The organism is Cytobacillus oceanisediminis 2691, assembly GCF_000294775.2.
In the GTDB taxonomy this organism is placed as follows: Bacteria; Bacillota; Bacilli; order Bacillales; family Cytobacillaceae; genus Cytobacillus; species Cytobacillus pseudoceanisediminis.
Map to the genome: position 1 here is coordinate 2,545,027 of NZ_CP015506.1, position 23,721 is coordinate 2,568,747.

At 41.3% G+C, this 23,721-nt stretch carries 24 protein-coding genes and 1 pseudogene; 7 read left to right on the forward strand and 18 right to left on the reverse strand.

Translation table 11 applies throughout. From position 1 onward, the window contains the following. Positions 1-53: 53 nt before the first annotated feature. The 5 genes from A361_RS12945 to A361_RS12965 all read right to left on the reverse strand — a co-directional run bounded on the left by A361_RS12945 (position 54) and on the right by A361_RS12965 (position 7,234). Positions 54-1,397, reverse strand: coding sequence for a YjiH family protein (locus A361_RS12945; protein WP_019379854.1), 1,344 nt, complete (start codon positions 1,395-1,397; stop codon positions 54-56). 46 nt (positions 1,398-1,443) lie between these two features. Beyond that, a complete protein-coding gene (locus A361_RS12950; RefSeq protein ID WP_019379853.1) occupies positions 1,444-2,424 on the reverse strand; it encodes an agmatinase family protein in 981 nt (326 codons plus the stop codon). Continuing rightward, a complete protein-coding gene (gene hutI, locus A361_RS12955) occupies positions 2,409-3,695 on the reverse strand; it encodes an imidazolonepropionase (protein WP_026041560.1) in 1,287 nt (428 codons plus the stop codon). The genes A361_RS12950 and hutI overlap by 16 nt, the downstream gene beginning before the upstream one ends. Before the next feature lie 221 nt (positions 3,696-3,916). Then, positions 3,917-5,578, reverse strand: coding sequence for a urocanate hydratase (hutU, locus tag A361_RS12960; protein WP_009334564.1), 1,662 nt, complete (start codon positions 5,576-5,578; stop codon positions 3,917-3,919). A 171-nt stretch (positions 5,579-5,749) separates the two neighbouring features. After that, positions 5,750-7,234 (reverse strand): response regulator transcription factor, encoded by a 1,485-nt coding sequence (locus A361_RS12965; RefSeq protein ID WP_019379851.1) that lies wholly within the window; start codon positions 7,232-7,234, stop codon positions 5,750-5,752. A 148-nt stretch (positions 7,235-7,382) separates the two neighbouring features. Here A361_RS12965 and A361_RS12970 point away from each other — a divergent pair, with 148 nt between their 5' ends. After that, the gene (locus A361_RS12970) at positions 7,383-7,835 is read left to right on the forward strand and encodes a hypothetical protein (RefSeq protein WP_019379850.1); all 453 of its coding nucleotides are present in this window, start codon (positions 7,383-7,385) and stop codon (positions 7,833-7,835) included. Between the two features lie 236 nt (positions 7,836-8,071). On the opposite strand, the gene safA is transcribed toward A361_RS12970, so the two are convergent. Continuing rightward, complete coding sequence (safA, locus tag A361_RS12975; RefSeq protein WP_157380239.1) at positions 8,072-8,698, reverse strand: SafA/ExsA family spore coat assembly protein; 627 nt, start codon at positions 8,696-8,698, stop codon at positions 8,072-8,074. A gap of 76 nt (positions 8,699-8,774) precedes the next feature. On the opposite strand from safA, the pseudogene A361_RS31460 reads away from it, so the two are divergent. Together A361_RS31460 and A361_RS12985 are read left to right on the forward strand one after the other, a co-directional pair. After that, positions 8,775-9,015, forward strand: a pseudogene (locus tag A361_RS31460) (pyruvate formate-lyase 1-activating enzyme); the annotation flags it as partial. Between the two features lie 533 nt (positions 9,016-9,548). Further along, positions 9,549-10,610, forward strand: a complete 1,062-nt coding sequence (locus tag A361_RS12985; RefSeq protein ID WP_019379848.1) for a hypothetical protein — start codon at positions 9,549-9,551, stop codon at positions 10,608-10,610. Positions 10,611-10,649: 39 nt separating this feature from the next. Here A361_RS12985 and nadE read toward each other — a convergent pair whose 3' ends face one another. Further along, a complete protein-coding gene (nadE, locus tag A361_RS12990; protein WP_019379847.1) occupies positions 10,650-11,471 on the reverse strand; it encodes an ammonia-dependent NAD(+) synthetase in 822 nt (273 codons plus the stop codon). A 27-nt stretch (positions 11,472-11,498) separates the two neighbouring features. Further along, positions 11,499-12,956, reverse strand: a complete 1,458-nt coding sequence (locus A361_RS12995) for a nicotinate phosphoribosyltransferase (RefSeq protein WP_019379846.1) — start codon at positions 12,954-12,956, stop codon at positions 11,499-11,501. Between the two features lie 415 nt (positions 12,957-13,371). Between A361_RS12995 and A361_RS13000 the strand changes: the two genes are divergently transcribed. After that, positions 13,372-14,448 carry a glycoside hydrolase domain-containing protein gene (locus A361_RS13000; protein WP_019379845.1) on the forward strand — a complete coding sequence of 359 codons (1,077 nt, stop codon included), beginning with the start codon at positions 13,372-13,374 and terminating at the stop codon, positions 14,446-14,448. Positions 14,449-14,694: 246 nt separating this feature from the next. Here A361_RS13000 and A361_RS13005 read toward each other — a convergent pair whose 3' ends face one another. Further along, entirely contained in the window at positions 14,695-15,624 is a 930-nt protein-coding gene (locus A361_RS13005) for a lysylphosphatidylglycerol synthase domain-containing protein (RefSeq protein WP_226280724.1), read from the reverse strand. A gap of 540 nt (positions 15,625-16,164) precedes the next feature. On the opposite strand from A361_RS13005, the gene yidC reads away from it, so the two are divergent. Both yidC and A361_RS13015 read left to right on the forward strand, forming a co-directional pair. Continuing rightward, complete coding sequence (yidC, locus tag A361_RS13010; protein ID WP_019379844.1) at positions 16,165-16,953, forward strand: membrane protein insertase YidC; 789 nt, start codon at positions 16,165-16,167, stop codon at positions 16,951-16,953. Between the two features lie 115 nt (positions 16,954-17,068). Beyond that, complete coding sequence (locus A361_RS13015) at positions 17,069-17,623, forward strand: YhcN/YlaJ family sporulation lipoprotein (RefSeq protein ID WP_019379843.1); 555 nt, start codon at positions 17,069-17,071, stop codon at positions 17,621-17,623. 41 nt (positions 17,624-17,664) lie between these two features. On the opposite strand, the gene A361_RS13020 is transcribed toward A361_RS13015, so the two are convergent. From A361_RS13020 to A361_RS13050, 8 genes are all read right to left on the reverse strand, one after another. Beyond that, positions 17,665-17,868 (reverse strand): DUF6501 family protein, encoded by a 204-nt coding sequence (locus A361_RS13020; protein WP_019379842.1) that lies wholly within the window; start codon positions 17,866-17,868, stop codon positions 17,665-17,667. A gap of 46 nt (positions 17,869-17,914) precedes the next feature. Then, positions 17,915-18,370, reverse strand: coding sequence for a hypothetical protein (locus A361_RS30865; protein ID WP_019379841.1), 456 nt, complete (start codon positions 18,368-18,370; stop codon positions 17,915-17,917). Positions 18,371-18,437: 67 nt separating this feature from the next. Beyond that, positions 18,438-18,686: a hypothetical protein gene (locus A361_RS29710; RefSeq protein WP_064328215.1), complete on the reverse strand. Its 249-nt coding sequence runs from the start codon at positions 18,684-18,686 to the stop codon at positions 18,438-18,440. A gap of 107 nt (positions 18,687-18,793) precedes the next feature. After that, entirely contained in the window at positions 18,794-19,663 is an 870-nt protein-coding gene (locus tag A361_RS13035; protein WP_019379840.1) for a gamma-glutamylcyclotransferase, read from the reverse strand. 96 nt (positions 19,664-19,759) lie between these two features. Next, positions 19,760-19,918: a hypothetical protein gene (locus A361_RS30485; protein ID WP_009334549.1), complete on the reverse strand. Its 159-nt coding sequence runs from the start codon at positions 19,916-19,918 to the stop codon at positions 19,760-19,762. Positions 19,919-20,078: 160 nt separating this feature from the next. Continuing rightward, complete coding sequence (locus A361_RS13040; RefSeq protein ID WP_019379839.1) at positions 20,079-21,731, reverse strand: AMP-binding protein; 1,653 nt, start codon at positions 21,729-21,731, stop codon at positions 20,079-20,081. A 240-nt stretch (positions 21,732-21,971) separates the two neighbouring features. Continuing rightward, complete coding sequence (locus tag A361_RS13045; protein ID WP_019379838.1) at positions 21,972-22,364, reverse strand: secondary thiamine-phosphate synthase enzyme YjbQ; 393 nt, start codon at positions 22,362-22,364, stop codon at positions 21,972-21,974. A 13-nt stretch (positions 22,365-22,377) separates the two neighbouring features. Beyond that, positions 22,378-23,172, reverse strand: a complete 795-nt coding sequence (locus A361_RS13050; protein ID WP_019379837.1) for a VOC family protein — start codon at positions 23,170-23,172, stop codon at positions 22,378-22,380. Between the two features lie 208 nt (positions 23,173-23,380). On the opposite strand from A361_RS13050, the gene sda reads away from it, so the two are divergent. Further along, positions 23,381-23,512: a sporulation histidine kinase inhibitor Sda gene (gene sda / locus A361_RS13055; RefSeq protein WP_009334545.1), complete on the forward strand. Its 132-nt coding sequence runs from the start codon at positions 23,381-23,383 to the stop codon at positions 23,510-23,512. A gap of 69 nt (positions 23,513-23,581) precedes the next feature. Here the strand turns inward: sda and A361_RS31250 are convergent, their stop codons facing one another. Next, the gene (locus A361_RS31250; protein WP_257781262.1) at positions 23,582-23,710 is read right to left on the reverse strand and encodes a hypothetical protein; all 129 of its coding nucleotides are present in this window, start codon (positions 23,708-23,710) and stop codon (positions 23,582-23,584) included. Positions 23,711-23,721: the final 11 nt, after the last annotated feature.

The following is a 23,721-nucleotide window of genomic DNA, read 5'->3' on the forward strand; positions in this document are numbered from 1 at the left end:
GCAGGAAAATTCTATGCGGAAAATCCCCGCTGCATTAATCGGGGATTTTCCAGTTAAAGCAATATATAGGCCAGAGGCGCAGCAATCAGTATCGTTAGAATTGTTCTTTCTGCCCAGATGACAAGCAGCTGAGGAATGGTGATCGGGATCTCTGTTGATAGAATACACGGGACAAGTGCAGAAAAGAAAATGATAGCTGATACTGAAACGACTCCGATAACAAATTTAGTGGCCAGTGCTGCCTCTGCTGCAAGCAATGCCGGCAAAAACATTTCAGCAATCCCCACTGCACTTGCTTTTGCTGCTAATAATGGCTCAGGCAGCTGCACTAGAGCCGTAAAAGGATAAAAGATATATCCAAGCCAGTCGAAAACAGGAGTGAATTCTGCAAGAACCAAGCCTAATAAACCTACTGACATAATGGATGGCAAAATGGACATCGTCATGACAAACCCATCTTTTAAATTATCTCTGATGTTTTTCCATAATCCCGGGGACTGAGCGGCTGTATCCATCGCTTCTTTCCAGGCTGCCTGCAGACGGCTCCCTGAAAAGGTTTCCTTTGGAGGCAGCTGTCCATTGTAATATTCTTCGCTCATTGATCTAAGAGGCCAGATTCTTACCGTAATAGCCGTTACGATGAAGGTTACAGCAAAGGTCGTCCAAAAATATGTGTTCCAGATTTCCATCAATCCAAGTGTTTTGGCAACAACAATCATGAACGTTGCGGAGACCGTTGAGAATCCGGTAGCTATAATGGCAGCTTCCTTAATACTGTATTTTCCTTCTTTGAATACCCTGTTTGTAATGAGCAGCCCGATTGAATAGCTTCCTACAAAAGAAGCCACTGCATCGATTGCAGATTTCCCGGGTGTTTTCCAGATCGGCTTCATAATCGGCTGCATTATGACACCGAAAAATTCAAGGAGACCATATCCAACCAGCAGTGCAAGAAAAACGGAGCCGATTGGAACGAGCAGCCCGACAGGCACGACGAGTTTGTCAAACAAAAACGGCCCCATACTCGGGTCATATAGCCAGTCAGGGCCATAGCCGGAGACGATCATTATGGCGACAAATAACCCACTCACTTTAAAAATGGAAAATACAATATTTACCTTGTTCTTGTTCCAGGATTTTGTATAGAAAGGATAAATGGCGCCAAGCAGGATGACGAGTAAGGCATAATAAGGGACAGCTGCAGGTATGGAAGTCTGAATGGCTGTGACAATATGGTCAAGCATGATGGAGGATTTCTCATTAACGGTGACGGGAACAAAAAACATAAATAGGCCAATTGCGCTGAAAAGAAAAAATTTAACCTTATTTTTCAAAGCTGCATTTGGATTCTTGAGCTCAGGCTGGTGAGATTGATTCACTACAGTTTCTTTTTCCATTCTCATTCCCCCTAGTAATTTAGCGGTAAGGAGCAAAATCAGCCCCTTACCTCCTGTTCATTAATGCTGTCAAAAAGGTCAGAAAAGTGTAAGTGCCTGCTTTCACCGTTGGCTGTGCCTGGTGATCTCTTGTTGGATCGAGGCAAACTATATCCATGGCTGCAGTTTTGGAAGAAAGTCCTGCAGCATATACCGCACTGAATAATTCTTCGGTGCTCATGCCGCCTGGTGTGGATGCAGGAACCCCAGGAGCAAAGCCGATATCAAGCACGTCCATGTCAATCGTGACGTAAATTTTATCCACTTTTGACTCCAGCTGTAAAAGTGCTTCTTTAACCGTTTTTTCAATTCCCCGTCTTCTGGCTTCTTTCAGCGTAATATAATTGAGTTTGTGCTCTTTTGCATAACTGATAAGTGACTGGCTGTTAAAAAAGCCATGAAGGCCAATATTATAGACATTTTCCCCTTTAATCATGCTGTTCTGAATCAGGTTGCGGATTGGTGTCCCATTAGTCGGCCCATGGTCTTCAAGGCTTCTGAGATCAAGGTGAGTATCGAGCTGAAGTATGCCGATTTCTTTTTCTGGCTCCAGTTCTTTCAGACCGCTGACAAGCATGGCTGTAATGGAGTGATCTCCTCCAATCGCAATTGGAAATGAATCAGGAAACTGTTTTCTTATATCTTTCATTGTCTGTTTGATATTGGAATGGCATTGAGGAATATCCGTGAAATGCATTTTTACATCGCCAAGATCTGCAACCTTCATCTTTTGAAGATCACTTTCAAAATCCAGATTGTATGTGGAAAAGCCTTTCCAGGATCTCCTGAATGATTCAGGGAATTCAGATGCTCCTGATGGGCTTATGGATGAGCGGGAAAGAGGGACACCAAATAGCACGACATCCCATTTTTCTTTTTTCAACTCCTCTTCCCTCTGGATTTGGCGTATCCATTCATTAACCTTAACGTCAGTTCCTATTTCGGCTTGCGGCCAAAAGAACCCGGGAGAATTTATTGTTGGCAGCATAAGCTTCCTCCTTTAACGACCACTTTCCCATTTTTAATCACGGTGTCTGTATGGTTCATTCCGTAGTGGTATTGCATTTGCATGTAGTTTGGTACATTGAGCAGCAGCAGATCAGCCTTTTTCCCCGCTTCAATGCTTCCCACTTCTTTTGCCCGATTGATGGCATGTGCTGCATTAATTGTAGCGGCAGTAATGGCTTCTGCCGGCGTTAAACCCATGTGCATACAAGCAAGATTCATCATAAAAGGCATGGAGCAGGTTGGAGAAGAGCCGGGGTTGCAATCCGTTGATAAAGCAACCGGCACACCTTTATCGATCATCCGGCGTCCTCTGGCGGCTTCGGCCATCAAGAAGAAAGCTGTGCCTGGAAGAAGCACACCGATTACTCTCTTTTCAGCCATCATTTCCATGCCTTTATCAGATGCTCTAAGCAAATGATCTGCAGAAATGGCACCGACTTCCGCGGCAAGTTCCGCTCCCTCATATGGTTCGATTTCATCAGCATGGATTTTTGGAATCAGGCCAAGCTTCTTCCCTGCTTCAAGCAGCTTTCTGGACTGTTCTGGAGTGAATACGCCCCTTTCACAGAAAATATCGTTGAATTCGGCAAGCTTTTCTTCCGCTACTTTCGGAAGCATTTCTTCAATGACCAAATCAACAAAAGCGTCTGGATTCTCTTTGTATTCTGCAGGAACCGCATGTGCACCCATAAAGGTGCGGACAATATCCACCGGATGCAGTTCATCCGCTTTCCGGGCTGCAGTCAGCTGCTTGCGCTCCGTTTCCCAATCCAGGCCATATCCGCTTTTTGCCTCTATTGTGGTTACTCCGTGTTTAAGAAAGCGATCCAGACGGACAAGACTCGCTTCTACCAATTCCTCTTCAGATGCTTTTCTGGTCATTGAAGTGGTGGCGTGAATTCCGCCGCCATTGTTCATAATTTCCATATACGTCGCCCCGTTCAGGCGCATATTGAACTCCTCTTCCCTGCTGCCTGCATAAACTAGATGTGTATGCGGATCAACAAGTCCTGGGAGAAGAATTTTCCCTGAGGCATCAATGATTTCAGCATCATGAAGCCGGCTTTGATAGTCAGCTCCCAGTTCCGCTGTTGTACCTGCTGATTTGATAATGTCTTCTTCGATCCATACCGCCCCGTCTTCTATGATGTGAAGTTCACTCATTTTTTCTTTCGTCAAGGGCTGTGCGGAGCTGCCCTTTAATGTAATCATTTGATTTGCATGTTTGATAAAAATAGGTTTTGAGTGCATAATGTGCTCCTCCTTAAAAAATGGAAGTTCCAATCCGAAATAATAACGGATTGGAGTGCTTCCTATTAGAAAATATAAAAGGCTATTTGCCAGTTTAAGAGTTTTCTTTGCTGAATTGACTGGCTTATTTGCAAATTGCATGGCTTATTTGCTGATTTGGTGTTTTCTTTGCTTGTTTTCCGCCATCATTTGCAAAGTTTATAAAATACATTAAAAAATCTTTATTTCATCATCGGAATGTTTACGCCTTTTTCTTTTGCTGTTTTGATAGCAAGGTCATAGCCTGCATCAACATGGCGCACAATTCCCATGCCCGGATCAGATGTAAGCACCCGTTCAAGGCGCTGTTCTGCTTCCTTTGTGCCGTCTGCCACGATGACCATTCCTGCATGAAGTGAGTAGCCCATTCCTACACCGCCTCCATGGTGGACGGATACCCAGCTTGCACCGCCGACCGCATTGATCAGTGCATTCAGGATCGGCCAGTCTGCCACTGCATCACTGCCGTCCTTCATGCTTTCTGTCTCACGGTTCGGTGATGCAACGGAACCAGAATCGAGATGGTCGCGGCCAATAACGATAGGTGCTTTCAATTCACCTTTTGCCACCATATCATTAATTATTTTTCCAAATCGGGCGCGCTCCCCATATCCAAGCCAGCAAATTCTTGAAGGCAGGCCCTGGAATTGGATTTTCTCCTGTGCCATCCTGATCCATTTGCAAAGGTGTTCGTTATCAGCAAATTCGCGCAGGATCACTTCATCGGTTTTATAGATATCTTCAGGATCTCCCGATAGTGCTACCCAGCGGAAAGGTCCCTTTCCTTCACAGAATAGCGGCCGGATATAGGCAGGCACGAATCCAGGGAAATCAAATGCTTTCTCAACACCTTCATCTTTTGCCACCTGACGGATATTGTTTCCGTAATCAAATGTGACTGCACCTTTCTTTTGCATGTCCAGCATAGCCTGAACATGGACAGCCATGCTGGCCTTTGACTTCTGAACATATTCAGCAGCATTTTCCTTTCGCAGAACAGCTGCATTTTCTAAAGAATAGCCGATTGGAACATAGCCATTTAAAGGATCATGTGCAGAAGTCTGGTCAGTCAGGACATCCGGGATGAAGTTCATTTCCAGCATTTTTGGCAGAATTTCAGCTGCATTGCCTAAGAGGCCGATAGAAAGCGGGCGGCCCTCGTGTTTTGCCTCTGTTGCTAATTTAATAGCCTCTTCAATTGAATAAACTTTTGTATCCAGATATTTGGTTTCAAGTCTGCGGTCAATGCGGTGTTCATCTACATCAATAGCAATGCAGACACCATCATTCATTGTTACTGCAAGCGGCTGAGCGCCACCCATTCCTCCAAGGCCTGCTGTTAAAGTAATAGTCTGTTTCAGTGAACCGGAGAAGTGCTGTCTGCCAAGCTCTGCAAAGGTTTCATAGGTTCCTTGCACGATTCCCTGACTTCCGATATAAATCCAGCTTCCAGCTGTCATTTGGCCGTACATCATCAAGCCTTTCTTATCAAGCTCATGGAAGGTATCCCAATTCGCCCAGGCTGGCACAAGATTCGAATTGGCGATCAATACCTTCGGTGCATCTTTATGTGATTTAAAGACCGCAACCGGCTTGCCGGATTGGACAAGAAGTGTTTCATCGTCTTCTAATTCATGTAATGTTTTGACAATCGCGTCATAGCAGTCCCAATTTCTTGCTGCCTTCCCAATCCCTCCGTAAACAACCAGCTCTTCAGGAATCTCTGCAACTTCTTTGTCTAAGTTATTCATAAGCATGCGGAGTGCTGCTTCCTGAATCCAGCCCTTAGCATGAAGCTCACTGCCTTGATAGTTTTTTATTTCTCTTTTTGTTTCCGCTTTCATTGTTATCCCTCCAATGTTATCTCATATTTAGATTTTATAATGAGAACTATCTGAAAAGTATAATAATTAAGTTTGATTTTTTATAATTTTGTTATATTTTCATAGTGTATTTTTATAAAATTTATATAAATATTAGTATTTTTATAATTAGAACAAAAAATAAACCCCCGGTTACACGGAGGTTTTATGCATGCTCTTTCTAAATTGATTTGGCGGCATTCCTTTAATCTTACTGAAAACTTTATTGAAATATTGCTGATTGCGAAAACCGCAGACAGATGCGATTTCCTTAATGCTTATTTCTGATTCCATCAAAAGCTTCGCAGATTGCCTAATTCGGGTTTCATTAAGCAGCTCCCGGAACGACTTGCCGCATTTTTTTGCGAGCATGGAGCTGATATAATTTGGGTTTCGATCTGCATATTCAGCTGCCCTTTCAAGAGTAACCTTAGGGTCCCAGTAATTCGTCTCAATAAAGAATAGGACTCTGTCAGTAAGTTCCAGCTTCAGCTTTTTATCAGAGCGTATGGTTTCAAAAACAAAGGAAATGAAGCTAATCATTTCGTTAATGACCTGGTAGATCAAGGGGGAATAAAGGATAGTCTGGAATAAACGAAGATACTCTTTCTCCATATCCCCGTCTGCCAGCCGGAAAGTCTTCATATGCCTGCGAATTTGCGCAAGAATACTGGTCAGCCGAATTCTGATGAGTCCTGGTTCCGGATAAGGGTCTGCCAAAATAAGAAACTCCTCGTAAAACCATGACTTCAGTGCTTCTAAATCAGACTGATTCAGGAAATCAATCCACCTGCTCTGTTCCTCGGGGGTTAAGAATGGATCAATTGATAGCCATTTAGGCAATGAGCTCTCCTCAATTACCTGATTAAATCCCCTGTAAAAAGTTAACTCCATCAGCTTCCTGTTCGCAAGATAGTGGCTTCTGACGGTTCCGCTGCCCTCCTTACCAGTATAAATGCTGATCGCAATTTGTTCTGCCGACGTTTCCTGCCAATCTCTCATAAATCTCAGGCTCTCCTCTTTCCAGGCCACATCAGATTTTTCAGCAATAATCAAAATCATATCACTCAAAATAAAATAATGAACTGTTTTTTGGAAAGTATAGCTTTCAAGAAATTTAAACAGCTTTGGAAGCTCCAGAGGATTTTTGGACTTAATTCCGATAGATACAAGTGGTTCAGCCGAATTAGATTCTTCTATAAATAAATCCTGGTAATTGAAGTCTTTTTCAGCTTTCTGACTGGATTTTTGTTCTGCAGAACGACTAATCATCTGATTGCGCCTATGAATCTTTCGCGCTGATTTTAATAAAATATCTGCTGAAATCGGCTTAAGTATTAAATCAGATACACCCATGTCGATGGCTCTTTTTGCTTGTGAAAAGGTCGCTTCCATTGTTAAGGCAATCAAATCCGGCCCTATGATCTGAGTGGTTTTTAAAAATGAACCAAAACTTTCTTCATTTATCAGATCAAGTTCAAAAATCAATAGGTCTGGCTGAAAAGTTTCAAGCTTCTTAATAAGCCCTGCTTCATTTTGTGCTGACTCTACCTGCCATGCGTTCATAGAAGATTTAAGAAGCCACTCTATGCCTTTCGTATCGTACTCATCCCGATTGGCCACAAGTACTTTGTACATGCTGCCACATCCTTTTTTAATTCTATTATGAAATAATATTTTGACAGTTGTAAAGAAATTATCGTAAAAATCTCAGAAATATTAGACAAGTTATGATGCCCTTCCTGCATATCTATATATGGACAACCAATTAGGAAGGAGTATGAGCATGCCTTTTCTTGTATTAAAGAAACGCAGCATCATTGCATTTGTCATCATATTTTCAGTCATCGTTTCTGCATCAGTATGGTTTTTTTCAAAATCTGATAGTTTGACAGTATTCAACCAGACGGAGGGCGAAAAAGTCCGGGAAATTCATATGGTTACAGGAGAATTTAAAGCCAAGCTGCCTGATGGCAAAGAATTTGAAGCTTATCGCTGGGATCCGGGAACTATTTTTCTGGAAAAAGATGAAAAGGTAAATTTGAAGATTTGGGGAGTTAATGGAATGGAACATCCATACATCATAGAAGGGACTGATATTAAAGGTGTGGTAAAAAAAGCAGAAGAAACGGTTGTCCCACTTCAATTTGATAAGGAGGGCGTTTACCGTCTAGTGTGTCTTACTCATCCGGATAAGGATAATAGCGGACCAATGATTGCTTATATTGTAGTAGACTAACTAATGGGAAAAGGGAAAGCACCGGATAATCCGGTGCTTTTCTAAATAAAAAGAAAACTTTTTACTTCGAAAACTTTCTAGCGCAAGCAGCCTGTCCCCTCGGGATGAGGACCCATGACAAGGAAGGCTTCGTCAGCATAATCATCGCACGACCAAAAGCGGCAGCTTTTGGGAGGACGTGGCGTTCTTAGTCTGCGTTCCTTCGTGAGCAAGGCGCTTCCGCTTTTCTTCTTCTCTTACCTCCCAATAAACATCTGTGTCCAATAATGTCCATAATAACCGCCCTGTGCATATCCCACTCCGATTTCTGTGAAATTGGCTGATAGGATGTTCTTGCGGTGGCCCTCGCTGTTCATCCATGCTGTTACAACTTCCTGAGGTGTTTTTTGACCTGCAGCAATGTTTTCTCCAGCGGTTCTGTAAGTAATTCCAAAGCTCTTCATCATATCAAACGGGCTTCCGTATGTAGGAGAGTTGTGATCGAAATACTTCTTATTGATCATATCCTGAGATTTGTATCTTGCCACTCTCGCAAGCTCCCAATTTGATTTTAAGGGCTTTAATCCATACTTTGCCCTTTCCTGGTTTACAAGCTGAACTACCTGCTCTTCCACACTTGTGGTAGCTTTTGATAATGCAGGGATATTCACCTTTTGCCCAGGATAAATGAAGTTCGGATTCGAAATCTGCCCATTGGCATTAATGATTTCAGGAACTCCCACCTGATACTTCAGGGCGATCTTCCACATTGTATCCCCTGGCTGAACGGTATGTACTGTTGATGCTTTTGCATCGAAATTGAATCCAAAGACAAGTGCGACAGACAACATTAGAATGAATGAAATTTTTGATAATGTTTTCATATTTATATTTAATCAAAATCTCTTATTCTATTAAACAGGTAATTGTTGGCGCTGCTTGTAAGAATTTCTTCATTAGGTGCCTGTATGGATCCGGCACGTTTCTTGTGCCTGCAATATCTGATGATCATAGTGATCTGGAACAGCTGGGGGGGTTCATTAAAAAGCTGAAGAATGTAAAAAAAATTGAGGTCCTTCCCTATCACAAGCTTGGTGTATACAAATGGTAAGCACTCGGATTGGAATATCCGCTGAAGGAGATTCAGCCGCCAAGTGAGGAAATGGCAGAATGGGCATATCAGCTTTTGACTGGGTTTTAAAAAGTTGGTTTTGATTTATGATTTTAGATACAGCGTTTTACGTGGTTTGCCCCAATTGCTGTTGGGGCTTTGTTTGTATCTTGTATTTGTTGGTTTTTGCAGTATAGGTGTCGGGTTCGGACTCAAAATCGCGAACAGATGGTCTTTGAGTCCGAAGTTGATTGGTGTTTGAACTCAAAACCGCGAACGGATGGTCGTTGAGTCCGAAGTTGACTGGTGTTCGGACTCAAAATCGCGAACGGATGCTCGCTGAGTCCGAAGTTGGCATGGGTTCGGACACAAAACCGCGAACGGATGGTCGTTGAGTCCGAAGTTGACTGGTGTTCGGACTCAAAATCGCGAAGGGATGGTCGTAGTGTCCGAAGTTGACTGGTGTTCGGACACAAAACCGCAAACGGATGGTCGTTGAGTCCGAAATTGACTGGTGTTCGGACACAAAATCGTAATCAGATACACGCTGAGTCCGAATTTAGCTTGATTTCAGTATCATTTCACCCTCTTTCTAAGCTATAATTTAATTGAGGTGGATAATTATGACAAATTCCTTGGAAAGGCCTAAATGGCTATGGTTTGGTGTACTTACATGCTTGATTCTGCTTTCCAACTATACTCTATATAGCACCACCCTTTTTGATCCGGTTCCAGACGTAGCGGCGTTGGGCTCCCTGCTTGATTTTCTGGTCGTTGTACCGCTATTGGCGTATTTCCTCGTACTGCGCAAGAGATATTCGTTGAAGTATTTAGGAGCAGTCATTTTAGCAGGATACGCTGCCGCTTATCTTATTATCCCTGCCAGGCATTTCCCGCAATTTCCCTTTTTGCCCTATTTAATTGTTTTTTTCGAAATGCTTTTTATTGGGTTGGAGCTGTTTATTGCCTATAAGATTCTAACTAAGCTGCCAGGACTTTTAAGAGAATATCGCAGGCTGAGTGGAAACAATTCACTTTTTCTCTTTAATGCCAAGAGATCTGCGGAAAAGCATTTACCCAACCATAAAATAGGGTCTGTTTTTGTGACTGAATTCGCCATGGTAAATTACGCCCTGTTTTCATGGAAAAAGAAAACTTCGATAAAGTATGGCGATTCTTTTACCTACCATCAAAAAACAAGTGTGAATGCCGTTTATATCATGCTGATCCATGCGATTGCCATTGAATCAATCGGACTGCATTATTGGCTTCATTCATGGAATGCTATTGCAGCATATATCGTATTAATAGCAAATATTTATGGTATTTTGTACTTTCTGGCCGAGATAAACGCCACTCGCTTAACACCTTTCGTGCTTACTGATTCTCACTTGCTGCTGCAGTCCGGATTCTCAAAAAGCATGTACCTTCCATTGGAAAATGTTAAAGAAATCATGTACTATGATGGCCCTGAAAAGTTCAGCAGACAAGAAATGAATGATCTATTTGATGCCAGAGTGCCTGATTTAATTCAAGAAAAGCCGATGTTAGAAATTCTGCTGAAAGATCCCCAGGTTTATGAATTAATGTATGGCTTAAAAAGAAAGGCCAGCCGCATCGTGCTGAATGTGGATGAACCAGAACGGTTTTATCGGGAAATGCTGAATAGGCTGAACCAAAAATAAAAGGAAAATCCCTAAATGGATTTTCCTTTTTAAGTGTGCTTATTTCCACCAGTTATCGTGCATCGATGCAGGCAGCTGGCGCTTGTGTTCAGAAACCATATAGCGTTTTTCGATTTTTTTTGCAGCTTCCGGACTTACTGATTTCCCTTCAAGGTAGTCATCCAATTCATCGTATGAGATACCTAATTCAGTTTCATCAGCCTGTCCGGGTTTCTGGTCAAGAAGATCGGCTGTAGGTACTTTTAAGTATAGTCTTTCTTCTGCCCCAAGCTCTTTAAGAAGTTTTTTTCCCTGTCTTTTTGTCAGTCCGGACAGCGGCAGGACATCTGCGCCGCCATCGCCGTATTTTGTGAAGAATCCAGTCACTGCTTCTGCAGCATGATCCGTGCCAATGACCAGCAAGCCGTATTGGCCGCCAATTGCATATTGGGCAATCATTCTCATGCGGGCTTTAACATTGCCTTTATGATAATCCTTCAGGGGTTCTTCCGGAATTATACGATCATACTCGGTTTTCACTTCATCGACTGCATTTTTAATATTAAAGACCACTTCTTTGTCGGCCTGAATAAAGGAAAGGGCAAGCTGTGCATCCTTCTCATCCTGCTGAACGCCGTACGGAAGGCGGACTGCTATGAATGTTGCCTCCTTCCCTTCTTTTCGAAGCTCTTCAACCGCAAGCTGCGCAAGTCTTCCGGCAAGAGTGGAATCCTGGCCGCCGCTTATGCCTAGTACATAACCTTTTGAATTTGTTTTAACAAGATAATCCTTTAGAAACTCAATTCTTTTCTTTATTTCTTCCTTTGGATTGATATTCGGATTTACATTTAAACTTTCCATAATTTCTTTTTGCAGATTCATTGCAGGTTCCTCCCTCTTCTTAAAGCTTCAGCCTTTTATATTTTCTTTCACCTGGCTGATCATTTTCATCTTATTATCCCAGCACTCCTGGCTAAGGTCGACTGGGTATTCCTCTGGATTTAAGGAACGGCGGTACTCATCCCATAATACATTGAGATTATCCTTTGCAAAGATTTGCATGTCTTTTAAAGATGGAATTTTATAGGTAAGCTTGCCTTCCTGAAATATCACTTTATGCAGTTCCCTGGCTTCGAAATTTGTAACAAACTTGCTTATAAATGTGTGAACAGGATGGAACATCTTAAGCTTTGGCTCAGCTTGAGGATTTTCATGATCCAGAGCAATGTAGTCCCCTTCTGATTTATGGTTATCTCTGTTAATAATCCGATAAACCCTCTTTAATCCGGGAGTTGTCACTTTCTCTGGGTTGCCGCTTATTTTTATGGTGTCAGCCATTTTGCCATTTTCATCTTCTATTGAAACGAGTTTATAAACAGCCCCTAATGCAGCCTGTTCGTACGCTGTAATGAGTTTTGTGCCAATGCCCCAAATATCGATTTTCGCTCCTTGAGCTTTCAGGTTTATGATGGTGTATTCATCCAGATCATTTGAAGCAATAATCTTTGCTTCAGGAAAACCTGCATCATCCAGCATTTTTCTTGCTTTTTTAGAAAGATAAGCCAAGTCCCCGCTATCAAGCCTTATACCTTTAAAGTTAATTTGACCTTGCATTTCCTTCGCCACTTTAATTGCGTTCGGGACTCCGGATTTAAGAGTGTCATACGTATCGACGAGAAAAACACAGTCCTTATGGGTCTGGGCATATTTCTTAAAAGCTGTATACTCGTCCCGGTAAGCCTGTACAAATGAATGGGCATGTGTCCCTGCAACAGGAATGCCAAACTTCTTGCCTGCTCTAACGTTAGATGTTGCATCAAAGCCGCCGATATAGGCAGCTCTTGTTCCCCAGATAGCTGCATCCATTTCATGGGCTCTTCTTGAACCGAATTCCATGGCTGTTCCATCGCCAATTACTTCTTTGATTCGGGTTGCTTTTGTAGCAATCAATGTCTGGTAGTTAATGATATTCAAAATAGCTGTTTCAATAATCTGTGCTTCAGCCAGCGGGGCTTCTACTCGCAAAATGGGCTCATTGCCGAATACAAGCTCACCTTCTTCCATTGATTTGATGGTCCCTGAAAACCTCATATTTTTCAAGTATTCGAGGAAACCTTCTTCATAATTCAATTCGTTTTTTAAGTACTGCAGATCACTGTCTGTAAATCTAAAGTTTTCTATATACTCTATAACTCTTTCCAGGCCGGCAAAAATTCCATAGCCGTTGCCAAAGGGCAGCTTCCTGAAGAACACTTCAAAGACCGCCTTTTTATTATGTATGTTGTCTTCCCAGTAGGTCTGGGCCATATTTATTTGGTACAGATCAGTATGCAAGGCTATACTATCATCCGCAAATTCCCTCTGCATTATCGAAAACCTCCTGTGACAAATATAACAATCCCTTTTAAAAATATCTTATCTGCTATTATCCCCATTATCCCCCATTCAATTTTTTATCCTCTTAAATGGATGAAAAATTTGGCTATTATTTTTATAGTAGTGAAGTTTCCCGTCTTTATCAAATTTTTCAACCTCCAGGCATACGGTTATTTACCCGTTAAGGATTTTTTTACACATTCTTCTGCGGCTGTTCGTTATATTGAATGATGATATTATCCTGTTATAACGCTTTGAAATTATTTCCCGAGTGTCACATGCTGGGATATTATATTGAGATAAGATGAAGGAATATTCCCTCGGACTGCACTTGCCTATTACGGCAATCACCAACTTTCTGCCCTCCGCATAGGATGTCATGAACTGACAAGGAGGGCTGTGGGATATGGAAAGACGGGGCCTTTTGCCTTTCGTTGTGACCGCATTTTTTGCCGTAATGATTTCGCTCTTTGCTTTCTCCCTCATGGATTCAAAGGATGACGCGCCAAAAACCCAGACTACTACAGATGGCCAAAGCAAAAGCAATGACAGTGATATCAGTAATCAAGTAAAAAATAATATAAAAGGAAATAAAGCTAATGTAAATAACTCAATCGACAACGATTTGAATAATGGTGAAGATAGTCAAATCGACAATAATGTTACGAATGACATTGAGGTAAATGTGGATGTTAATGTAACAAATACAATCAAAAATAAGGCTGATAAAAATCAGGACTCCAATCAAACAGGTAATGGAAATGAAAATAGCGGCACCAAAGACAGCAGCGGAGATAAAGGTGCGAAAAATGACCAGGATGGCAAGTCAGAGGATGATGAAGTCGTTTGGGGTGTAGACTCTGCAAGTCTCACCACAAGCGACTTGCTTTCATGCGTTCGGGAAAACTTCGGGTCACCTAAAGTGTGGGGACGCTATTTAGGTGAAAAAGAAGGTGTATCTGCAGGCATTACACCCCAAGAGGCTGAACTTCTGCAAAGGAATGATATTAAATTACTCGTGATTTGGAATCGATTTAATGAGGCAACTGGCCTGGAAAATGGACAGAGTGAGGCGAATGCAGCTGTCCAATTGGCAAAGGAGCTGGGAATCCCGGAGGGTGTAGCGATTTTCGCGGATATTGAGCCCGATTATCCTGTTGATTCTGCCTTCATTGAAGGCTGGTATCAAGCAATGGAGGAGTCACCCTATCATCCTGGCATATATGGGATTTTTGATAAGGAACAGGACCTGACTAAATCTTTCAGTCAAGCAGCAGCCGAAAATTCTTCCCTTCTTGAAAATACATTCATATGGACAGCTGCGCCAATTGCAGGAATTACTAAGCAGGAACAGGCGCCTGGATATAAACCAGAAGCTCCTGCAAATTCATTGATTGCAGGCTGGCAGTACGGAATTGATGCGAAGGCATGCAATATTGATACAAATTTATTCAACAAAGATATACTTGATGTTCTTTGGTGAGTAAGAAAAGCGGAAGCGCCTTGCCCACGAAGGAATGCAGACTAAGATCGCGACGTCCTCCCAAAAGCTGCCGCTTTCGGTTGTGCGATGTTTATGCTGACGAAGCCTTCCTTGTCCTGCGTCCCTCAGGCATAAGCCGCTCCCTGTGAGAAGGCGTTTTTCCTTCTGAAAGGAATCGGCTTATGATCCCGAGTTTCTAGGAGCCGCTGGAGCTAGACAGCAAAAAAAGAGCCCACAAAGGCTCTTTTATATTTTGAAGCTGTTTTTCGGCATTCTGTTATTCCAAAACTGGTTCATGACAAAGGGAGTGCCAATAAACACAGGAACTACATAATAGCTGAGACGGTAGAACATGAGAATCAAGAGCCCCAATTCGGTGGGAACACCTTGTGATTCCAGTCCGATCAAAAATACAAAATCAAATGAACCAATTCCTCCAGGGATCATACTCGCAATGCCAGCGCAAGCTGAAATGATGACAATGGGAAACAGAACAAAAAATGAAATCGATACTTCAAGTGCCCGGGCTATTCCCCAGATACAAATGATGATAAATAGCCACTCTGATAAAGAAACAGCCAGCAATTCCCCTGCAAATCCTTTTTTGATGTGCTTCGTATTCCAAAAAGACGACTTAAAAAAGTAAACGCACAGCAGCAGAGGTGTATAAGCTGCAACGGCCCAGACTGCAATCTTTATAAGTTTAACATCATCGTATAAATGTAAATCTGTAAAAAGGACGATCCATGACAATATGGACAAGCCGGTTAGGTAAAAAAGCGACAGCTTGGCAATTATTTTGATATACGGAGTATTGGCAGTCAGGTAATCCTTATAAAAATAGGACCTGAGTGTAGCTCCGGCCACACCCCCAAATCCGAGAAAGTTAGAGAATGCATTGGCAGATAAAGAATAAAATAATAGCTTTTTTTTAGGCACTCTAATTCTGAAAAGCCTTTGGAGTATTTCATCATAAAAATACATTGGAAAAAGTGCAGCCAGTCCCAATAAAAGGATAAAAAATAGCCTTTGGAAGGTTAGCCGGTCAATATAAAGCTCAAGGAGAGCCCAATTAAAATCAATGAATATCCCTTTTGCCTCCACCATGACAATCAGCAAAATGAATAAGGGTACGAGGAGTTTGGAAAGTGTTATAATTGTTTTTTGTTTTAACAAAGACAAAATACCCCACCATTCATGTATTGAACTAGAGATAATGATTAATTAATCTCCCTGATAGAGTGTATCAAACTAAGCCGATAATATATATACTTTCTCCTATTATATTCCTGTATAGGTACAATAGAATGGACAAACGATAACTTTTTGCAATTGGTTACATCTGCAATTGTTTTCAATAGAGCATTCAATTATACTTAAATCTGTGAATAGAGGTGAAATAATATCTTTGAAATAATAACTGAATCGTCTTTTATTTCATCAGAATATACTCTGTATTTAACATATATCATTGGTTTAGCTGCCAAGCTGTTAATCATTTGGAAAATAGAGCCGACTTTATACAGTAGCAGATATATTGAGAATGAACAAAGAGAATATGAAAGCCTTCCAGAGTTCCGCATGGATCGGGGCTTTATTTGCGATTCGATTCAGTCCTGGATTGCAAAACTTATACTGAAAAAAGGTGAACAAAGTGATGAGCCAGAAGGTCTCTCCCCTATTTAAAGAAAAAATATAGCGGGAGGTTTGACCTGTATGAGAAAAATTAAACTGTTGCTAGCCATTACCATGATTACTGTACTGCCTATATTCTTATCTGCCTGTCAGGCACAAGGAGGAGAAGGAACAGGCTTTTTCCATCATTATTTTGTCGATCCGTTTGCATTGGCAATACATGGAACAGCTGTTTTCTTTCATGGCAATTTCGGCCTGGCTATTATCTTCATTACCATAATGATTAGGCTGATATTAATGCCATTAATGCTCAAACAATATAAAAATCAAAGCTTAATGAAAGAAAAAATGGATAAGTTAAAACCTGAACTTGAAAAAATCCAGCAAAAGCTGAAAACAGCGAAAAAACCACAGGAGCAGCAAAAGCTGCAGCAGGAAATGTTTGGTTTGTATCAATCTCATGGAGTAAATCCTTTGAATGCTGCAGGATGTCTGCCAATCTTTATACAAATGCCCATTCTGATGGGGTTCTATTATGCCATAAGAGGAAATCAGGAAATTGCTGCACATTCGTTTCTCTGGTTCAATCTTGGTCATTCTGATATTTGGATCACAATCATTGCAGGAATTGTGTACTATCTTCAGTACCGGTTCACTCTAACTAATATGACTGCTCAAACGCCAAAGCAAATGAAATTGATTGGTTTATTATCTCCTGTAATGATTATGCTGGTTTCTTTAAATGCACCTGCAGCTTTGCCGCTATATTGGACTGCGGGCGGAATATTTTTAGTTTTTCAATCATGGCTTGGCAGAAGATTATATACAAAAGATAAACCTGATGCTGTGCAGATCATGTCAGAATCATAATTATATGAGGAGCGGGCTTAATGCCCTGCTCCTTTTTTGTTTATTTTATTAAAGAATCTGAATAAGAGCACCTATTCATGGAAAGATAAGGGGGAAAACGGAAGGAGGAAAGTGAATGATCAAGAGGAAATTATTTTTGGCAGGGGCCTTGTCAGCTGCATTGCTTGCAGGCTGCGGCATGAATGACGCGGATATGAATGAAACAGCTCAAAGAAACAGAGACTTGACAGAGCCTACAAAAGTAAACGACAGCAACTATGGCGAAAATGGACGCACAACTGAACCGGGGATTGATCTTACCCGCACAGGAACGGACAATGAAAATCAAAATGAATCCCCGCGAATGAAGGTTGCTGATAAAGCTGCCGATAAAATTACTTCCATTCCAGAGGTTGAGACTGCGAATGTAATCGTGACAGATAATAATGCCTATGTTGCCGCACGCTTGAGTGATGGAAATGGAGATTTGACTAAGGATGTCGAGGGGAAGATTTCAGATCAGGTTAAAGCAGTCGATCAGGATATTGATAATGTATACGTTTCTGTTAACCCCGACTTTTATGATCGAATGACAGGATATACAGAGGACATTCGAGCTGGTCAGCCAATCGAAGGATTTTTTGATGAATTTACAGAAACTGTCCGCAGAATTTTCCCTGCACAAAGGTAAAAAAAGAAAACGGCCTTCATAAGGCCGTTTTCTTTAATGAATTAAGCATCCTGGAAATAGTCTTTATAAAATCCGCTTACTTTTCCGGAATTGTCTTCGATGAAATAGAATTCTTCAGTTTCATTTTTTACGTTATAGATATTCCCTGCTGTTAAAGCCCGGTTTACAATGTATTTTGCTGCATCTGTATGCACGCATTTTACTTTTTTCAATGTTTCTCGTTCATGCCATTTTAAATGAATCATAATTGCCACTCCTTCACAGTCTGCATACTTTATTGATTAGTATTTATTATAAAGAATACGAACTGCTGTCTGCAATAAGATTCTCTTTAACTTCTGGCATTAACTTCATTAATTTCCGGAATCTCCTGATTTTATCCGCTTCAAAGGTATACACTTCTCCCGTTATTGTGTTTTTCATTGTTACATAGTTAATTTCACAGATTTGGTCTATTCGTACAAACTCTAAATTGTCATAATGTTCGTTATCATATTCCACTTCATAAAAGCCATTATCTGCTATAATTTTCATTTTGATGACCTTCTTTCTAAGATGATGGCAAAGGTAATATACCACCCGCTTAGCCTGTTTCAAACCACCAATTAAAAATTTTGCATATTTTATTCCTTCCCATTCACTTAAGTACGTTGGATTCAAGTAAGGTCTTGCTTCCCCTTCTAAGACAGCTATATATTCTAATGAATGGCCGTCTGGATCATAAAAATATACCGAAGCAGCTGGCATCCAAGTATGGACAATCGGCTCTTTCGGTGGTAGGCCAAAGCATTCCCTCGCCTCGATTCCTTTTTCCTTAAAAAAGGCATAGTTCCCCGCAGCTTGGCTGGCGAAACGGAAAACGCAATATGACTTCTCTTAATCGGGGAGTCTTTTGTTTCCCAGATGCCCAGCATGTTTCTTTATTTTCCCCCAAAAAGAAAAATGCTGCTTTCCTGTCTTCTATTCTGTACGCTGCTTTAAAGCCAAGGTTTTCATAAAACTCGATGCTTCGTTCCAAGTTGGCTGAATCAAGATGTGCTTCATATAATTTTGCTCCATGCATGGTATGGTCCTCCTATTCCATATTAACTGCCTTTATTGTAGAAGAATCAGCAGCCATACAATATAGAAAAAAGGATGAACATATGCTCATCCTTAAGTCTTATGCTGCTATGCATCCAATCTAATTTGAACACCCAGTGTTTCCAGCTGCTGTTCAAGCTTCCGGTAATAATCGTCACTTACTCTGCCTCTTGCCCCCCGGAGAATTTCAAGAGCGTAATGATCTGGCGGGGGAAGCTCGCCCTTTTTATTGTAGACATGAAAAGTCAGGACATCTTCATATAACTTATCTCCAACTTTGACATTCACAAAGGCAGGACGATACCATTGACCATAAAAACCTTCTCTATGGAACAGGTATTCAACTCCTTCATAAGGAAGTTCATATAGAACTCCTTCTGTGACGCCGCCATTTTCTATAATGTCCGCCCTTCCTCCATCATCCCTGGAAAATAGGTATTGCATCGAATAACCGGTGAGCGTCCCCCCGCCGACAATGCTTTTAAAATGATGATCTACCTTTGCCACACAAAACCGCTCATCATCCATGCAGGAACCGTATGCAAAATAAAAGGTCTTTTCGGGCTTATCCTTCATTAAACGGTAGAGCTTCCAATCTCCATAAAGAATGGGTTCGGCTAAAAGATCATCCCGGCAAGAGACGTATACTAGTGCATTTGCCTCTCCTGCATCAGTATGAACAGTCTGTTCCACCCGATCATATAAATTATCTTTCCTGCCCGGGATAAAATCTTCAAGTTCATCCAGGTCAGTGAAATGATCTAAATGCACTTCATAAAGCTCTCCATATACTTTTTGGTCAAGTGATGGTTTCATAGAGGGATAGCCGAGTCCAGTATCATATAACTCCCCATATACCCATGCCTGCTCGGCAATGCAGGGACTGCCTTTTAAAACAAAGTGATTTGACTCATGTTTTCTTAAGGTTCCATAAACAAACAGCTTTTGTGTTGTCATTAGCACTTGCTCCCCCTTTTTATTCTCTTTTGTTTATTATACTATCATTTTCAGAAGATTCTTTTCAAAAAAATAGGACGGAGAATATTCCCCGTCCTAGCTGCATTGGCATACTGTGAACTTTTTTGCTAAAGGAAGCCTGCAGCACAATTTTTCCTTCGTATTTTCCTGAAATGGATCAGCCGTGTTTAGTTCAGCAATTTCCTTAAGCTTAGCTTTATTTAAAATTTCTATGACATAGATGTCCTCATACATTTTCCATTTCTCCCTTCACTTTATCTTTAATCTCATTTTATATACTTTCACGCAGTAAAACATTGGCTGGGAGATTGAGATTTATTAAGACTTATGAATGAGGGAAGGCGGAGTTCCATAAAAAAACCTGCTGGAAAAGTCCCAACAGGTTAAATGTCCTTTATTTCAATGTATTTGCTTTTTCAATGACTTCTTTAGCCTGTTCACGCAATTTGAATTTCTGGATTTTTCCGGATGCTGTCATTGGATACTGCTTAGTAAACTCAATATAGCGGGGGATTTTATGGCGTGAAATTTTCCCTTTGCAGTATTCCCGAAGGTCGGCTGGTGTTAATTCAGCGTCTTCTTTAAGGATTATCCAGGCGACCACTTCCTCACCATATACGGCATCTGGGACTCCAACTACCTGAACGTCCAGGATCGCTGGATGCGTATAAAGAAATTCTTCAATTTCGCGGGGATATATATTCTCTCCTCCGCGAATGATCATATCCTTTAGTCTTCCAGTGATTTTACAGTACCCGTTCTCATCCATTACAGCGAGATCACCTGTATGGAGCCAGCCTTCTTCATCAATGGCTTCTTTCGTAGCATCAGGATTTTTATAATATCCCTTCATGACATGATAGCCCCTTGTACACAATTCCCCTTGTTCTCCAGTAGGTACTTCATTATTGGTGCCTGGTTCCACAATTTTTACTTCCACATTCGGCAGTGCTCTTCCCACAGATTCCACTCTCAGCTCAATCGGATCATCCGTCCGTGTCTGCGTAATAACGGGAGAGGATTCTGTTTGTCCATAAGCAATGGTTATTTCGCTTGCACCCATTCTTTCAATAACGCCTTTCATGACTTCAATAGGGCAATTGGATCCAGCCATTATGCCAGTGCGGAGAGTCGATAGATCATACTTTGAGAAGTCGGGATCATTCAGCTCTGCAATAAACATTGTCGGCACCCCATGCAGGCCTGTACATTTCTCATCCTGGACCGTCTTCAGAACGGCTTTAGGACTGGACTCCTGGACCGGCACAATGGTTGCGCCGACGGATATGCATGCCATCGTTCCCAGCACGCACCCGAAACAATGGAAAAACGGAACAGGAATACATAAGCGGTCATCTTTTGTTAAACGCATGCAATTTGCAATATTATAGCCATTATTAACAATGTTGTTATGGGTTAGCATAACCCCTTTTGGAAAGCCTGTCGTCCCTGATGTGTATTGCATATTGATGGCATCGTCCGGATCCAGGCTCTCCATACGCTCATTGAGTTCTGCGTCTGGAACTGATTCGCCCATCCTGATCATATCTTCCCAGCTGTAAGTTCCGGGAAAACGTTTTTCTCCCATCACGATAACATTTTTTAAAAAAGGAAGTCTTTTGCTTTTCAGCTGCCCTGGCTCAGAATCCTTAAGTTCCGGGACGATACTGTATAGCATTTCTATGTAGGAGGTTTCTCTGAACTTTTCCATCAGAACAATGGTTGTACTGTCAGATTGCTTTAATAGATATTCAAGCTCAGCAGCTTGATAGTTTGTATTAACTGTTACAAGGACAGCCCCCATTTTGCCTGTTGAGAACTGGCATGTAAGCCACTCGGGCGTATTGGTTGACCATGCGGCAATATGCTCTCCTTTTTCAAGACCCAGCTTCATAAACCCTTTGGCAGCAAGCCTGCAATATTCATTAAACTCCTTATAACTCATTCGGAGCCCGCGATCTGCGTAAACTACTGCTTCGTGATTCGGGTGAAGGCCGGCTTTCTCCTCCAGGAGCTTCCCTACTGTTAGGTTCAATAATTCCGTCATCCAGAAATCCTCCTTGGTATATGATGATCTATTCATTGTGTAAAGAGTTCCCTAAGATGCTGATCTAAAACGCTTACATTTTATGTTATCATATATTGCTGAATATTCAATATTTTCATATATTGATAACTTATAAATTTTTCCGGCTCAATTCTCATAACTATAGATTCATCTAATGTGGATTCTCCATAATAAAAAAACTGCCCTTTAATATAGGAGCAGCTTCTTTTATGTTCAATCTTAAATTTTTACATAAAATGTCCTCGTCCTTGGTCCGTCAAATTCACAAAAGTAAATACCCTGCCAGGTGCCCAGAAGCAGCTGTCCTTCTGTAATGACGATATGCTGTGAGGAACCGACAGTGACCGCTTTCATATGCGCTGCGGTATTCCCTTCCATATGAAGGTCTTTTTGCTGATCCCAAGGATATATTTCATCGAATCGGCGGATCAAATCTGTCTTAACATCCGGATCTGCATTCTCATTTATGGTGATGCCGGCAGTTGTATGCGGGCAATAGACGATTGCTGCTCCTTCAGCGATTCCGCACTGGTTAATGTATGCCTGTACTTCTGAAGTTATTTCGAGAAACTGGTCTCGTTCAGAAGTGTTTACAGTGAATTTCCTTAACAATGGGCTTCCTCCTTTAAAAATAAACAGCTTCAAATAGGGTTATTTCTTTTTCAAGGCCAGGCGATAGCTGAACAGCAAAGGGCTTCTCTCCTCTTTTTTTCAGAACTTCCAAAACCCTTCCTTCATCCAGTAATGGCTGGCAAAAGGTGAGTTTTACTGATCCAATTCCAATGGATGCTCTCTTCTCTTTTCCATTGCTGTTTATGTAAACATCAGCCATGAAATTCGGCATAATCGCCTTCCATGACTCCGCAGACTTTTCACAGTCATTGGAGGCTATAAACACTTCTTCGATTTTTTTATTTTCAAGGTTTTCATCAATAAAGCCAAGATGTCGCAGTTCTTCAAATCTTCTATCGTCTTCCACGCCCCAGTCAATAAAGAAAGGATATTTATAATGTGGGTTTTCTTTAAAGAACAGCATCTTCCACGAAAGCAAGCTTCCATCCTGCCTCTTTCTGCTTCCTTCAAAAATTGGAAGGGACTCAAAGCCTTTCCTCTTTAATTCAGCCTTTAGCTCTTCAATATTACTGGTTCGGAAGCAGAGCTGCCCGATGCCTTCCCCTGACGGGAGTTCATCTGTCAGCTGTTTAATGAGCGGGTTTTCAGCAGCAGCGGCAATATGATTTGATTCAATTGATAAAAATTCAATGTATGACTGCCCGATATATAAAAGGCTGTTATATGTCCCCCAGTTCTCATGGCTTCCTCCCAATACTGCTTTATATCCCACATTCCCCCATTTCTTCACTGGTTCAGATGGTTCAGCTTTAATAAAGTGTACGAGATGGTCTAGTGCCAGATTCATTAGCGGCTTCCTCCTTTCAGCAATCTATTTATATAAATCTTACCTTCGGTTTGTATTCGAGTCCACTATCAGCTGCTGAAATGCGCCGCAAAAAATGTCATCATAATGAAATAAATCTTTTCTTTATAAAGGGTTCACAAAAACTTAAAAAACCTTTACAATAATTAAAAATAGAATATTCAATCCATTTAACCAGGAGGTATGCATAATGAAAATTATGAGTAATGAACAGCTGGTCGTCTCGTATCGTGATGCATTGAAGTCAGGGTCTGAAAAGGAATGGATTAGGATATTAAAAACTGAAATTCAAAAACGGGGATTGAAGCCGTTTAAAGAGTAAGTTTCAACTTAATAGTAATTTGCCAAATACTTAGTAAATATGTAGGAGCGGGAGCTATTCCCGCTTTTTTTAATATTTCCGCAAGTATGCTGAAAGATTATTAGCCTTTTTAATATTTTCATATTCCTGTTCACTGAGAACACCGAGTTTCTTTAAAACCGTACTGTATTGCAGTATCTTCATTTGTCTTCGTCTCAAGCTCATCACCT